This is a genomic window from Granulicella sp. 5B5 (genome assembly GCF_014083945.1).
Lineage (GTDB): Bacteria > Acidobacteriota > Terriglobia > Terriglobales > Acidobacteriaceae > Granulicella.
In genome coordinates, this window is sequence record NZ_CP046444.1 from 936,926 (window position 1) to 951,863 (window position 14,938).

The 14,938-nt window shown below is 56.9% G+C and carries 8 protein-coding genes; 5 read left to right on the forward strand and 3 right to left on the reverse strand.

From position 1 onward, the window contains the following. Positions 1 to 2: 2 nt before the first annotated feature. Positions 3 to 1,088: a glycoside hydrolase family 16 protein gene (locus tag GOB94_RS04085; RefSeq protein ID WP_255484220.1), complete on the reverse strand. Its 1,086-nt coding sequence runs from the start codon at positions 1,086 to 1,088 to the stop codon at positions 3 to 5. Positions 1,089 to 2,086: 998 nt separating this feature from the next. On the opposite strand from GOB94_RS04085, the gene GOB94_RS04090 reads away from it, so the two are divergent. The 5 genes from GOB94_RS04090 (at position 2,087) to GOB94_RS04110 (ending at position 12,319) form a co-directional block, all read left to right on the forward strand. Next, on the forward strand, positions 2,087 to 4,318 hold the full coding sequence (locus GOB94_RS04090) for a sensor histidine kinase (protein WP_255484221.1): 2,232 nt from the start codon (positions 2,087 to 2,089) through the stop codon (positions 4,316 to 4,318). Then, complete coding sequence (locus GOB94_RS04095) at positions 4,315 to 4,941, forward strand: response regulator transcription factor (RefSeq protein ID WP_182277626.1); 627 nt, start codon at positions 4,315 to 4,317, stop codon at positions 4,939 to 4,941. Before GOB94_RS04090 ends, GOB94_RS04095 begins: the two co-directional genes overlap by 4 nt. 5 nt (positions 4,942 to 4,946) lie before the next feature. Then, a complete protein-coding gene (locus tag GOB94_RS04100; protein WP_182277627.1) occupies positions 4,947 to 5,480 on the forward strand; it encodes a hypothetical protein in 534 nt (177 codons plus the stop codon). A gap of 1,107 nt (positions 5,481 to 6,587) precedes the next feature. Next, on the forward strand, positions 6,588 to 10,271 hold the full coding sequence (locus GOB94_RS04105; RefSeq protein ID WP_182277628.1) for a carboxypeptidase regulatory-like domain-containing protein: 3,684 nt from the start codon (positions 6,588 to 6,590) through the stop codon (positions 10,269 to 10,271). 122 nt (positions 10,272 to 10,393) lie between these two features. Next, a complete protein-coding gene (locus GOB94_RS04110) occupies positions 10,394 to 12,319 on the forward strand; it encodes a tetratricopeptide repeat protein (protein ID WP_182277629.1) in 1,926 nt (641 codons plus the stop codon). On the opposite strand, the gene GOB94_RS04115 is transcribed toward GOB94_RS04110, so the two are convergent. Next, entirely contained in the window at positions 12,316 to 14,082 is a 1,767-nt protein-coding gene (locus GOB94_RS04115) for a CRTAC1 family protein (RefSeq protein ID WP_255484223.1), read from the reverse strand. The two genes, GOB94_RS04110 and GOB94_RS04115, sit on opposite strands and share 4 nt — an antisense overlap. A gap of 193 nt (positions 14,083 to 14,275) precedes the next feature. After that, complete coding sequence (locus GOB94_RS04120; protein WP_182277630.1) at positions 14,276 to 14,740, reverse strand: hypothetical protein; 465 nt, start codon at positions 14,738 to 14,740, stop codon at positions 14,276 to 14,278. Positions 14,741 to 14,938: the final 198 nt, after the last annotated feature.

Genomic DNA, 14,938 nt, shown 5'->3' on the forward strand with positions numbered 1-14,938 from the left:
CTTCATGGAAGATACTCGAACTTTTCAATCACCACCTCAGAAGGGTGCGTGAGCCCGCCCCGCGAGTGGAAGAAGTCGTAGAAGTCGATATGCGCTGTCTCGGCCGCGGGAACGGGAATGTCTGAAGTGAACACGTGATGGGTCAGCTCTCTGGCTCCGGCCCCGCCGGAAGCACCATAGAAGGTCTTGAAAGATGCTTCTCCTGGCTCCCAGCGCAGCACATGCGTGAACGTCCCCGAGGGGACTGAGAAGTGAAAAGTGTTTTCCGGCAGGTAGTATGGCTGGACCGTGTAGTCGGCGTTTATCTTTCCAGGCTTGTTCCAGTGGCTTAACTCGATGTCCAGTTCGGAACGAACATCACGCTCACTGCGCCCGCCGGAAGTAAACATCCCCACGACGGCTGAAGGCTCAAGATGCGCACTGTCCTGCACCACAAAGCGGTACGTCCCATAGCCGAGGCTGCGGGTGAGATGCACTTCTGCGCTGGTCCACACGCTATTGCGCTCCATCATCCTCAGGTGCAGGTAGCCATTCTTGTCGACAGAGACGTTGTCAGGATCATATTGGTTCATAGCTCCGCCACGGTCATCGGGCGCAGCACGAACGGTCCAGTCGTAACCGCTGAAGCGGATCACCTTTGAAGCGACAGCAGACGCCTCAGTCCCCTTGACCGTGACAACGGCGAGAACCCCGCCCCCCACCGATGGCAAAGAGGATAGAGTGGGCGTGGGCCGATACCCCGGAGCCACGAGAAGCGCTGCATACTCATGACCAATGTGGGTCACATTGTTCCATGTCGCGTCTGCCTCAATCTTGGTAAAAGGACGACTCCGGAAGGGCTGCACCCACCAGTTTCCATTTCTGGCATAAAGAACGATCTGCTGCCCGGGCGCGGTGATCGTAGCCGTCCCCGATATCGATTCGACGTTCTCCGGACCTCCGTATCCGGCTCTCGGCACATGCGCGATGGTGACCGATGGCTCCAGTGGCGAAGGGTGATTGCGGCAACCTGCAAGCACAAGGGCGGCCGCCAAAAGCACGCATGCCAGGCAAACCTGCAACCGGACTGACCAACGAAGCTCACACATATGACTGACTCCAACATAACCGAACGAAGAAGCCGTTGGACCCAATTTTGCAGAAGCTGCAGGAAGAGTTCAAAGTTTATCCGAGCCACCCCTGGCTCCATCGTCAAACAAATACGCTACTTGCAATCACGCACAGACTACGCATCGGCAATGGCTTTGTGCCGCCGGTTTGCAACGGCAAACAAAGACCCCCTCCTTAGTAAGGAGGGGGCGGAAGAGTAGATGGTCGCTGGATGAACTTCCAACACTCTCGACGGTAGCCGCGCGTTCTCCTAATTACCTCCATCGAAAGGTTGATTTTAGGTGGAAAGCCGGGAACTCTGCCCTAGAGTCGACGCTGACAATCAAGTATGCTTGCAGCGTTGATCACGCTCTCTATGTCGTTGAGATCCAAACGTCGCCCGCGACTCCTGGCGCTCGCTTGCGGATTCGCACTTTGCTGCTTTGCCGCGGGCGCGCGCGCACAGGGCCTGGACGGAATGAGCCATCAATCGTGGTCGACCGAAGACGGGCTGCCGCAGAGCAGTATCCACAGCATTTCGCAGACGAGTGATGGGTTCATTTGGGCCGGGACAGAAGCGGGACTCGCACGCTTTGACGGGTCTCAATTCGAGGTCTTCGATCAACAGACAACGCCTGCCCTGCATAGCAGTGACATATGCTGTCTGCTCCTCGATGGTCAGCATGGGCTTTGGATCGGAACGCGCGATGGCCTCGTACATAGCAGCTCCACAGGCTTCATCTGGTATGGGACAAAGGACGGTCTCCCGTCCACTGAGATCACCGGGCTGTCGAAAGATGAGCATGGCGGGCTCGTTGTAACGACCTCACTCGGATCAGTCCATTGGCCGCCTGCGACAAATGGCATGTCCACTAGTAGCGTAGTACCGCCCACAAACACGAGTGGCCCGTGGTCTTGGACGGCGAGCGAAGTGCAGCTACAATCGGCGACAGTGTTCCATCGTTGGCGTACCGGACTTGAGTTACCGGGAGGGCGCGTGACTGTGGTCGCAGTCGATCGCGAAGGCTATGCCTGGGTGGGCATGACCTCAGGAGTCGTTGTCATCGATCCTGCAACAGCTCGTGCCCGCGAGGTGCCGGCGATGAAGGGCACATCGGTGCTCTCCCTTCTTGAGGATGTCGAGGGAAACCACTGGATCGGCACAGAGTCTTCCGGGCTGCACATTCTTCGCCGCCCACTCTTTCGTGGTGTGCCGGCGTTGGCGGAGTCTCCAACAACAGCAGTAGTGCAGACGAAAGACGGAGCCATGTGGATCGGCACCAGAGACAACGGTCTCTACCGCATTCGCGATGGTGTCGTCGACCAGCCAGTAGCCAGCCGGTCGCTGACGAGCGCCGTCATCCTGTGCCTCCAGCCTGCGCCGGATGGTGGACTGTGGGTGGGAACTCCCGATGGGCTGAATAAGGTGACCGCAACGAACGCAGTCCGTCGAATCACTACGCTCAACGGGCTTCCGGACGATTACATTCGCAGTCTCGCAGTATCTACTGACGGCTCACTCTGGGTAGGCACGCAGCATGGGCTTGACCACATCCAGGGAGAGCAACATCGCGTGTTCACCAGCATCGACGGACTCGGTGGCGATCTGATCGGCGCCATACTCGCCGATGCGACGACAAGGGGTTCTGCTCCAGCAGTATGGGTTGCTACCTCGGGTGGGCTTTCGCGCATCGCCGAAGATGGAGCTGTCCGTACGTTCACAAAGGCCGACGGGCTCACATCGTTGATTGTGACCGCGCTGGCACGGGACAACGCAGGACGCCTCTGGGCAGCAAACCGCGACGGCGCAATTGCCGTATTCGATGAGCAGCGTTTTCTCACACTCTTCACCATGAACCCACGCAGTAGCGAGGAGCGGACGATACAGTCCCTCACCTTCGATCACAAGGGATCACTATGGGTTCACATGGACCGCGGCATCGACCGCATTCGTGCGGTCCAGATCGACCGCTGCCTGCAGCATAGCCCCTGTGCACTGCAGAGCGAATGGCTCACAAGTTACGGTCGCGCGGACGGCCTCCACAACGACGAAGCTGTTGCTACAGCCATGGGGTTGCCCTGGCTCACCCCTCAGGGAGAACTCTGGTTCCCCACACGTGCCGGAGTTGCGATCGCAGACATAGCCAACCTTCGCGAGGATAATAAGGGGCCTCCCGTCGCAATCGAGCAGGTCCTCGTCGATGACACGCCCGTAGATGTCCAGAACCATGTCCCGGAAATTCCGTACGGTCATCGGCGCATCTCAATCGAATACGCAGGTCTCGATTTTGTATCGCCCTCCAGCGTGCACTACCGGTGCCGTCTCGTTGACTTTGACCGCGACTGGCAGATGGTTGGCAATCGACGTTCCGTCACCTATACGAACCTCTCTCCCGGCCTCTACACCTTCCATGTACAGGCTCGAACAACCGATGGAAACTGGGGCGCGGCAGAGACGACCATCCAGCTCAGGATTCTTCGTCCCTTCTATCGGCACTGGTGGTTTGTCGCATTGATTGCCGTGCTGGTATGTGCGTTTCTGGGCGGGATTTATCTGTTAAGGCTACGTGTTCTGCATCAACGCTTCAATGCTGTACTCGCCGAACGAAACCGCATGGCGCGGGAGATTCACGACACCCTTACCCAGGACTTTGTAAGCACCTGTCTTCAACTCGATATCGTGGCGCAACAGCTTAAGCGTGGACAGGTGGAGAAAGCGATCGAACAGGTGCAAAGGGCACGACGGTATGTCACCGAAGGGTTGGCCGAGGCACGGCAAAGCATATGGGAGCTGCGTACCAGTAACACACGGGAGCCGCTGCCAAACCAACTCGCACACCTGACGGAACGTGAAACATTCGCATCCATCCGACCGCATCTGGACGTACAAGGCTCATATAGACCTCTAAGTCCACGCGCCGAACGTGAGATCCTGCGCCTGGCCAACGAAGCGCTCGTAAACATCGTCCGGCATGCAAATTCAAGAGAAGCCAAATTGACTCTGACGTACTCCGCAGACGCGCTTATGCTTACAGTAGAAGATCGCGGTACAGGGTTCGACATGGAAGACGCTGCCAATAAAGAAGGGCACTTTGGATTGATGGGAATGAAAGAACGAGCTTCCGTCATGGACGGCAACCTGGAGGTCACAAGTATCGTAGGACAGGGAACGACTGTCAGGCTGCGAGTTCCGCTGGATGCGCTCAGTGAGCAGCGAGGTCCACGATGAGTGACCGCATCCGGCTGATGCTCGTTGAAGACCACCATATGGTGCGCCAGGGCCTCGTTGCGCTGCTCTCCAGCACTGACGATCTCGAAGTTGTGGCCTCGATCGGCGACGGATTGGAAGCAGTCGAGCAGTTCCGCACCCTGCTCCCCGATGTCACACTGATCGACCTGCAACTACCGAAGCTAGGCGGGGTTGAGACGATCCGCCGCATCCGCGCAGAATTCCCCAACGCACATTTCATCGTCCTGACCACCTTTGATGGCGACGAAGATATCTATCGTGCATTGCAGGCTGGCGCTCGCGCGTATCTCCTTAAGGGCATGCCGCTCGATGAGTTGGTAGCAACCATCCATACTGTTCACAAAGGCAGGCTGCACATCCCCCCAGCCGTTGCAGAAAAGCTCGCTCAGCGCATCAGTGGCCAGGAGTTGACGGCCCGCGAGTTGAGCGTGCTGGAACGCATCGTAGCCGGGCGCGCGAACAAAGACATTGCTGCGGACCTCTGCATCTCGGAAGCGACAGTGAAGACACACGTCAATAATCTGCTTGGAAAGCTCGGCGTCGCTGATCGTACCCACGCCGCTACAGTCGCGATTCAGCGCGGACTGGTAAGCCACAGGTGATAGCCATGTCTCGATCAAAGATACTTCTGGCAAGTGTGCTTCTCATCTTCGCCGCCCCGATGCCCTCGCAGGAAAGAGCTGCGTCGCCACACACCGTCTGGCGCTCCGCAACGCCCGCTGAGTTGCAAGCGGCATTGCCGGTGCGCGCCCCCGTAGAAAAAGAACGCATCGAGACAGAGATGCCTTCGGCAAGCGGCATCATAGATGGGCACGGTCACATCATCGCGGCGGTTGTGTTGATTACTGCCGGGTATGCGGCTCAGGGTAAATATTCGCACTATCTGTTGGCGCAGGCACCGCTGCAGCTAGGCACCTCGATCACATTGGCGCCAGGCAGTTACGTCATAGGCTGGGTGCGCTCCAGCGATGGCCTTCTCGTGCACGTCTACGACTCCGAGACAGGTAAAGATCGTGGATCGGTGGTCGCCCGCCTTCAGACCCCACCGCTGCAGGTGGTGCCCATACGAATCTGGCCACCATCGGACCGCAGCATTTTGCAGATCGGGCGCTTTGCTCTGCCGTACAAACCTCTCGAGTAGGGGACATCTTCTTCGGACTACCTTGTCGATCCATGGAAATCCTCTTTTGTAGTGAGCAGAGACATGACCGGATCTGTCACTGGCCAGGAACACGCCCATCTATAAGGACCGTGCGCGCTCAGTTCCGCGCAATTTTCAGGATACCTCAGCGAGCCGGCCACCTCCAGCCAGTTCGCTGTCCTTTAGATGAAGCCGGCGAAGGCCTCACGTTCCATGACTTTCCGATCACTCATTCCTTCGGCCTCACTTTAGAGTTGCGCCCTGAAATAGTTGTCTCGATGGACTAAATCAAGAATCATAGAATGGTGTATATCTCCTGGCACATCCTTAGCAATATAGGCGACCAGTCATCCGGTCGTGGATGCAGATCCGATGAACCCCAATTGCGCTTCCAGGTTCAAGTATCTGTGAAAAAAGCCGCCCCGCTCACCATCCGGGCGAGGAAATTCACTGATCTCTATAAGGTCCGTTCCTGATCGCTGTCAACGGTAGTAGAAATCCTCGTATCCCGCATCCGTTGGCGCAGAGAGAGTTCCGCTTCGGGCAAGTGGATGAATCCCAACGATAAGTCTTACCCCGAATCACAAGCCAGCTGGCGATGGGCAACTGGCCGCGCAAGGACCCCCAAAAGCAGCCTGCACTCGTCAGCCGCACCTAAGACATCCGAGTTCTGCGCGCAGTCAGAGCATGACTGCATGACCCAGCCTGAAGCGAAATGCTTCCGACCGCGACACTACCCTTGGTTTCGAGCATTCTTTCGTTGGTGAAATTAAATCTTGACAACCATTTGTATGGGTGTGTACAGAATAAGCCGCCGTTAAAGCGAATTAATTTAGGTTGCCACTAAAACGGCTTGAGAACGGCCTCGATCTGGAACCCCAAGGTCGAGCCGAGATGCATACCAATCTCCGGGCAAAGAACTCGGAAGTGTATGTGAACACTTCACGTTGGAACAGCAATGAAATGATTTGAGGAGACCATATGTACTCCAATAGATGGGTGAATAGATGGACGCTAGCGACGGAAAAGGCCTTCCGTAAATCCCCAGCGATCAACCGGCCACAGCTACCTGCGAGCAGTCTGTTCAGTAGATTTGGAGGGCCGCTGTTGATACTTCTCTTGCTCCTCGGCCTGCCTGCGTTGCATGCTCAGACGACTGCGCAGCTTTCAGGAACAGTTACGGATCCCTCTGGGGCGCTCGTCCCGGGCGCAAAGGTCGAGTTGGTTAACGAAGCCACACAGGACGCCCGCGTTGTCACGACGAACAATGCCGGCCTGTATTCTTTCCCGGCATTGTTGCCTTCCACATATACCTTGAAGGTATCGGCCAAAGGGTTTGAGCCAAAGAACCTTACTGGCATTGAACTCCATGCTGGCGACCAGCGAACGGTTCCAGCCTTCGCTCTCACTCTTGGATCAGAGTCGCAGACTGTCACCGTCGAGGCTGCTGGCGAGATGATTCCCGTCGACAATGGCCAGCGAGAAGACGTACTCACTGCGAAAGACATCGAGAACCTGGCGCTGCAGGGCAGAGATACCACGGAACTCCTGAAGGTGCTACCGGGCGCAACGACTGTCTCCGGCGGCCTTACGCAGACCAGCCCATCCTTCAGCGATCTCAATATCTCGGCGAATGAGAGTTCGATCGGTAACGGCATCAACATCAACGGCGTTCCAAACCGCGGTGGTACGGCTTTGCTGTCGGATGGTGTCAGCGTGCTTGATCCAGGCGACATGGCCAGTTCCATCGGCATTATCAGTCCGGAGATGACGCAGGAAGTCAGTGTACAGACCTCGAACTTCGGCGCCTATCAGCAGAACGGCCCAGTGGTCGTCAGCGCCATCAGCAAGTCAGGTACCTCGCATCTGCATGGCGAGGGGTATTTTGATGCACGCAATGACGCGCTGAACGCGAACAGTTGGTACAACAATCACCAGCCCACGAAAATTCCAAAAGGTGGAGCTCACTACTACTATCCAGGCGGCAACGTCGGCGGTCCTGTTCCGTTCACTCATAACAAGGTCTTCCTCTGGGGCGGTTATGAGCGGTTCCTCCAAAATCCGGGCAGCGGCAACATTCTTACGTCCTTTATCCCTACCCCGGAGATGCAGGCCGGTGACTTCAGCACCGACAACCAAACTCTCTGTCCGCAGGGTTTCAGCTCCTCCGCCACCAACTGGTGCAACAACCTCGCCAACATGGGACTTCCCGACGGAACCGCCTTGCCCACGCCCGCCGCGACCGACACGAACGGCCAGGTTATCCCCAGCCAGTTCATCGATCCCGGGGCTAAGGCGCTGGCCGCCTTCTGGCCTAAGGCAAATGCGAACCCTTGCTCCAACGGCGCAACTTGCACCGGGCCGAATTATATCCAGCCGATCGACAGCGTCAACAATGGCTGGGTCTACCGTATCCGCATGGACTACGACCTTAGCGACAGGGACAAGTTTTACGTTGCCTATCAGCAGGCCTACAGCTCCACGCTCGCCCAAGGTAACGGCGCGCACATCTACTGGACCCCTGGGAATTCCATCCCGGCACCCGGTGGTGGACTCGTTGGACAGGTCTTTACCAAGTCGATCTCCGGTCACTTCGTTCATACCTTCAACGCCTCCACAACGAACGAGTTCATCGCCGCATGGGGCTTTGGCAGCTTTCCCTTCGGGCCGCCAAACCAGAAGGCAGCCTCCAAGGCCACGCTCGGCTACACCTATGGCTCCGTCTTCAATGCTTCGAGCTTGATTCCGTCATACAGCTCTGCCGGAAACCAGACCTTCCCTGACTTTTCTCAGGGCGACTGGTTCGAGCCAAACGGCTACTACCTGGTTCGCAAGGAGATCCCAAGCTTTACGGACAACTTCACCAAGGTCTGGGGAAGGCACACGGTCAAAATCGGCGCCTTCACACAGAACACAGGTAACCTTCAGGGCAATGATGGCGTCAGCCCTAACGGCAACATCTCCAGCTTCAGCGGAGAGCAGGCCAACATCATTACAGGTAGTCAGGTCGGCGCAGCGAACAATCCCGTGGCGAACTTCGTGATCGGCAATGTCACCGGCTACTCGGAGAGCAACTCAGCTCCGGTCAGCGATATGGCCTACCAGAACACCGCCGTATATATCGACGATCAATGGAAAACCAGCTCCCGCCTCTCTGTCGAGGCTGGTGCACGCTTTGAGCACGTCGGGCACTGGTACGACCGGCAGGGCGTCGGCATGGCGGTCTTCCTCCCGCAGCGTGTTTTCTCCGACTACTACTCCGGAAAGATAGATCCGGGCTACTACTGGCACGGAATTGATCCTTCTATTCCTCTGAGTGGTCAGCCAAACCGTCTGCTGTTCGTCTCGCCTCGCTTTGGTGTTTCGTACGACCTTCAGGGCAACGGAAATACCGTAGTCCGCGGAGGCTGGGGAGTGTACCGCTTTGTCGGGCAGTACAACGACTATGCTCCGGCGCTCACTACCGCGCAGGCTGTACAGACCTATAACCTCCCCGGATCAAAGAGTGTCTTGCTGTCGCAGATATCGCAACTCTCTGCGCCGGCCTGCGCTAAGCCTCCCTGCGGTATCACGGGGACCCAGAATGGGCTCGATGCAAGTGACTACGGCGTGCCCGTCACCTACGCTTATAACCTGACCATCGATCACCGCTTCAAGTGGAATACATTGCTGGATATCGCCTATGTGGGCAACAAGTCGAGCCAACTGCTCGACAACGGTGAAACGATCCAGGGCAGCGGCTTCGGCGCCATCGCGGACCAGAACAAGACTCCTATTGGGGCCTTCTTCAAACCCGACCCGGTGACCGGTATCATTTCGCAAAACCCCGAGAAACTTAATCTCCAACCCGACGGCACCAAGATCCCAAACACGTCGGCGGATTATCGTCCCTACGGCTATGCCTATGGAACCGGCAGCGTCTACCAGGACGAAAGCACGAACTACGCCAACTACAACGGCTTCCAGGCGGCGTTCTTGAAGACGACGGGGAAGCTTACCTTCGACTTCAACTTCACGTGGTCCAAGACGCTGGGCACCGGTCTTCAGAACAATCCCTTCAACCTTCGAGCTAACTACGGCCCAGAGTCGATCGACCGTCCGTTCGTCTTCAACTCCTCCTACACGTATCAAACAGGTCAATTCCATCACGGTAACGCTTTAGTTCGTGGAGCCGTGGGCGGTTGGACCATCTCCGGTATCTCCACCTGGCAGGCAGGCGGAAACCTCCTGGCACAACTCGGAAACAATGTTCCTAACTTCGGACTGTCTGAGCAGTACACGGCCACCAGTCTTGCCAGCGCCGGTGTAGCGGCTAATGTTAGTCCGGGATTGGGCGTCGCCACATACTACGGAACAGACGCGCCCCTCGCAGTCCAGCCGGTACTCACATGCAATCCAAACAAAGGTCTCGCGAAGTACCAGCGCCTCAATGTCGCTTGCTTCGCGGCACCCACGATCGGGACCTACGGTGGCAAGAATTACCCGTACTTCAGCAACGGTTCTTATCTCGATAATGACCTCGCGTTGTACAAGAGCTTCCATATCGTGAAGGAACAGAGCGTTCAGTTTCGAATCTCCGCCTTCAACTGGCTCAATCATCCGCTTCCTGAGTTCAGCAGCGCGAGCCAGGTGACGCTCAACTACCTCGTGGACTACAACAGCAAAGCAATTACTCTCAACACCAACCCCGCAAGCCAAGGCGGAACAGTGCCCAACTTCGGCTTCATGGATGCGAAGTCGGGAGGATCGTACGAACGCATCCTCGAACTCAACGTCAAGTACCTCTTCTAACCAACAACAACAAACACAGCCGGGGCGCGTCCATCGCGCCCCGGCTGTGTTTATTCACAGATGATGCTGATTCCATCGACATTACGTTCGCCAAACACTATCCTCGGGAGGGGCCATCCCAAATGAAGCGCTGCTCTACAAAACGCCCTTCTGCGCAGGTGTACGCAGCTCTTCTCCTTGCAGTCTGCTCAATCCCTCCGCTCCAGGCGCAGCTCGCTGCCTCTTCAAGCAGCGAATCCATCCTCCAGAAACGTTACGAAGCCGCCCAAAAGTTCCAGTCCCTCAATGAGCTCGACCAGGCTGCGCAACAGTACCGCATCTTTCTCGCCGACACCCTCGGCGAAGTAGCTATCGGCCGCGCCCAGGCAGGCCAGTACGACAAAGCGCAGTATGACTTCGACGAAGCCCTCAAGCTCGTTCCCGACTTCCCAATGATGCAACTTGAGTACGCCCGCGCAGCTCTGCGCGCAGGCCACTTCGAGCATACTGAACTGCTCACCAAAGCTCTCCTCCAGAATTACCCCGGCAACCCTAAAATCCAGGTCCAGGCCCACGCCCTTCTCGGACACGCCCTGCTGAAGATGGATAAAGATGCAGAGGCCAAACAGCAGTTTGAAGCTGCAGTCGATCTGGACCCAACATTTGATAACGGCTACGACCTGGCCGTCGCTGACCTCAACCTTGGCGACGTAGACGGCGCTCGCAAGATCTTCGCCGAGATGCTGTCTTCGTTCGGCGATACGCCGGCAATTCATATGTACTTCGGGCAGGCCTACGGAAACTCCGATTTCCAGTCCGATGCTATTGCCGAGTTCCAGAAAGCCATCGCCAAAGACCCGCGTCTTCCGGGCGCTCATTATTCGCTCGCGGTCGCGGACTTGGCAACCGCTGGCGATTCGAAGCTCGCGGAAGCGGAGGCGGCATTACGCGAAGAGATCCCCATCTCCCCTGAGGATGCCGCGTCCTATGCTGCGCTTGGCCATCTTCTGGCCACGCGTGGGCAAGACGCCGCCGACCAGGCTCAGGCGGAAGCCTATCTCAAACGAGCCACCGGCCTCGATCCAATCAACCCCGACGCCTTTCTCTATCTGGGGCAACTGTATGCCGATGAGAAGCGCCTGCCCGAAGCCGAAGCGGCGCTCCGTCAATCCATCGCTCTGACACATGATGTCTCTCGCAACGCCTTTCAGGTGCAGAAAGCTCATTACCTTCTCGGACGCCTTCTGCTGCAGACCGGCGACAAACCCGCTTCCGATCGAGAGTTCGCAGAATCGCAGTTGCTTCTCAAACAAAACCTGTCCCGCGACCAGAATCGCCTGGCCGATTACCTTCAGGACAACAAGCGATCCGGCATGGCCTCTGACTTCAGCCAACCGATGCCGCCAACTCATGAGGAGCAGCGGAATGAAACCAAATCCGCGGCCGCAGTGGAGGCCTTCGAACGGCGTATCACCCCAGCCGTAGCTGACAGCTACAACAATCTCGGTGCCATCGCTGGCAGTCAGCAAAACTATGCGGCCGCATTGCTCTACTTCCAGCGCGTAGCGGAGTGGGAGCCCACGCTTCCAGGTCTGGACTACAACTGGGGACGCGCCGCATTCGAAGCTGGCGCCTACGACCAGGCGATTGCCCCACTCACCCGGTATCTTCAGGAACATCCGCAGGAAGACGGCGCACGCAGGGTGCTCGGTCTCAGCCAATTCGTCATCAAGGATTACAACGCCGCCAGGCTCACGCTTCAGCCCTTGGCAGTCAATCCTGCAGAAGCATCGAAGGTCCAATTCGCATACGCCGACTCGCTGCTCAAGACCGGTGACGCCTCCGCCGCAATCCCACTGCTCGAAACACTCGAGAAAAAGGACCCTGTGCTTCCAGAAGTCCGTCCGGCTCTCGGCGAGGCGTACGCTACCTTGGCTCGCGCACAACTTGCTCAGGGCAATTCAAGAGACGCGATAGAGAATCTAAAAAATGCCATCAGAGTCGACCCGGAAAACGCCGCTTTGCGCCAATCGCTGCAGCAGGCGAGCAGCAAGCCAGCCAGGAATTAGCGCTTAGCCGCACCCGGCCTGATCTTCTCTCGGGGTACCACGCCTTCACCTTCCAGCAGATCGTAGATACGATCGGCCTGCAGGTTCCGGAGCGTCTCTTTCGTCCCTGAAGGCCACGTAATCTCTACAGAATCTGCCTTGTTATGCTTCCCCAGACCAAAGTGCAATCGCAGATCATTCTGCGACAGATAGCTGCCCCCGCTCCGTACCTCGTCGACCTGCGCGAGATCACCCGCCACCACACGAACACGCGCGTTCAGCGCTAGCCGATTGCTCTTGCCGCCCGCAAGCTCAAACTCAATCCAATGATTCTTCTCATCGCTTACGGCACGCAGGATCACGGGACTTCCTTCGATGTTCTCCACCACAAGCTCCAGGTGGCCGTCATTAAACAGATCGCCGACAGCCAGGCCGCGGCTCACCTGCGGAACTTGAAGCGCCGGCCCCGCCGACTGGCTTAAATTGCGGAAGGTCCCGTTGCGCTCATTGAGAAAGAACAGCTTCGGCTCTCGGTAGTTTGTACCGATATCTTTGGTGTCGACCTGCGGATACACATGTCCATTCACCTGCACAAAGTCCACCCAGCCATCATTGTCCGCATCGAAAAACGCGTCTCCCCAACCCACATAAGGAGAGGTCGCGCGAAGCAGCCCCGCCTCCTGGGAGACGTCGTTAAAGTTTAGATCGCCATCGTTGCGAAAAAGCGTTGTGTACTCCTCGCTGAAATGCGTGATCGCAAGTGAAAATCGTCCTGTATGTAGATAATCTCCAAGCGCGACGCCCATGTTCGCCTGCTCGTAGCCATCTCTGTTCACGGCAATGCCGGCCGGCAGTGCAACGTCTGTAAAGCGGCCACCGTCATTCCGATACAGATAGTTGGGCTCGCCATCGTTCGCAACAAACAAATCCAGCTTGCCGTCCTGGTTGAAGTCCGACCAGACAGCCGTCAAGCCAAAATAATGCTGCGAATCGTCTACACCGGCCTCTTTCGATACATCGGTAAATGTGCCATCACGGTTGTTGTGATAAAGATTGTCGGGTGATCCTCGCAGACCTCGAGGCCCACACTGCACTGCGATGTCGTGGTACATGCACGTCTTCTTCGACCCCAATGTTGGCAGATCGTTTAGGTTCAGGTCGACATAGTGCGGAACGAACAGGTCCACATAACCATCGCCGTCATAATCTCCGAACGCGGCGCCCGTCGTCCAACCCTTGTCGGCGCTCAAGCCCGACTGCTTGGTTACATCAGTAAATGTGCCATCGCCATTATTACGGTAAAGCACGACCCCACCAAAACAGGAGACCAACAGATCGGGCCAGCCATCATTGTTGTAATCCCCCACCACGGCGCCCATCGCCCAACACGGATATCCGACTCCCGCCTTATCCGTTACGTCGGTAAAAGTTCCATCATGGTTGTTGTGGTAGAGCGCGCTCTTCGCCTTTATCCCCGCGAGGGACATATCCACGTCTGGCGCATTGGTGAAGAAAATATCGGGCCAGCCATCTCGGTCATAATCGATCAGAGCAACGCCGCCGCTCATCGACTCCACGATATATCGCTTATCCGGCGATGAAAGATGATTGAAGTGAATATGAGTTGTCGAGGTAATGTCCTTAAGCTCAACCGGTGAGTTCACCACGGCACTAGCTTTGACCGGTGTCGATTGCCCATCCGGCTTGTGGGCGTTCTGCGCTGGCGCAATTCGCTGCCCGAACGCGATCACGACAACGAAGATGCATATCTCTGCCAAAGGCACGATGGCATCGCTACCCGGGATTGAGAAACGTTGCGAGCATACCCGTGCCCGACATCTCTCCAGACCCATTCGTAAACATTGGCGAACATCGAATCTCATTCAGAACCTTGCACCATCGTACTTCGATCCGGAGTGCTTTGGATTGCCCGATGCTTGTGCCAATGAAGAGTTGTGAGCGCATTCATCTCTGAGTTCAGATAGCCACCGCCAACTTGTCAGGCTCCTTTAAAGGCTTCGCAGAGGAGCAGGGTAATAGAACGCTAGGCGTTTTCGGTGCTACCCCTGTTTTGCAGACGCAGGTGTGCCGGACTCGATGAGCAGCCATGCGGTGATAGCACTCAAAGCTGCCAGGCCTGTCGCCAGGCCAGATCACAAAACGATAGCCACTCACGAAGGATTCGGCGATCGCATGCTGAACCATAGGATCGGGATTATGAGCAGCGGCGAGCAGAGGCCGGGCGTCATTAATCTGAGCACGAACAGCGGGAGTCAATAGCAGTTGATTGAGGTACTGATCCAGCGAGTGGTTGAAAACCGTAACCAGAACCGCACCAAAAACAGCTACCGCAAGCAGAGCAGCCAGACGGGAGACCGCGTTATTAATTCCGGAGGCAAGTCCTGACTCGGATTCAGGTACAGCATTCATCACAGTCGTCATCAGTCGCGCGACCCTGATAGTCATGCCCAGCCCCAAGGGAGCCGCCCACAAGGAGCAACGCCGCCAACATCAACGCATACGACTCGACGACCCACTGCACGTCCGCAATGGAGGCGTGAAAGGAGTTCTGCAACGCGGGAAGTGCAATATTGACGACGGTTCCGTCAATGACGCCATACTCGATCCGAGGATGGTGGC

Excerpts from the sequence above, each read along its gene's own strand:
- GOB94_RS04100 (WP_182277627.1), top strand. The coding sequence starts at position 4,947 with ATGTCTCGATCAAAGATACTTCTGGCAAGTGTGCTTCTCATCTTCGCC.
- GOB94_RS04095 (WP_182277626.1), top strand. The coding sequence starts at position 4,315 with ATGAGTGACCGCATCCGGCTGATGCTCGTTGAAGACCACCATATGGTG.
- GOB94_RS04110 (WP_182277629.1), top strand. The coding sequence starts at position 10,394 with ATGAAGCGCTGCTCTACAAAACGCCCTTCTGCGCAGGTGTACGCAGCT.
- GOB94_RS04085 (WP_255484220.1), bottom strand. The coding sequence starts at position 1,088 with ATGTGTGAGCTTCGTTGGTCAGTCCGGTTGCAGGTTTGCCTGGCATGC.
- GOB94_RS04120 (WP_182277630.1), bottom strand. The coding sequence starts at position 14,740 with ATGACGACTGTGATGAATGCTGTACCTGAATCCGAGTCAGGACTTGCC.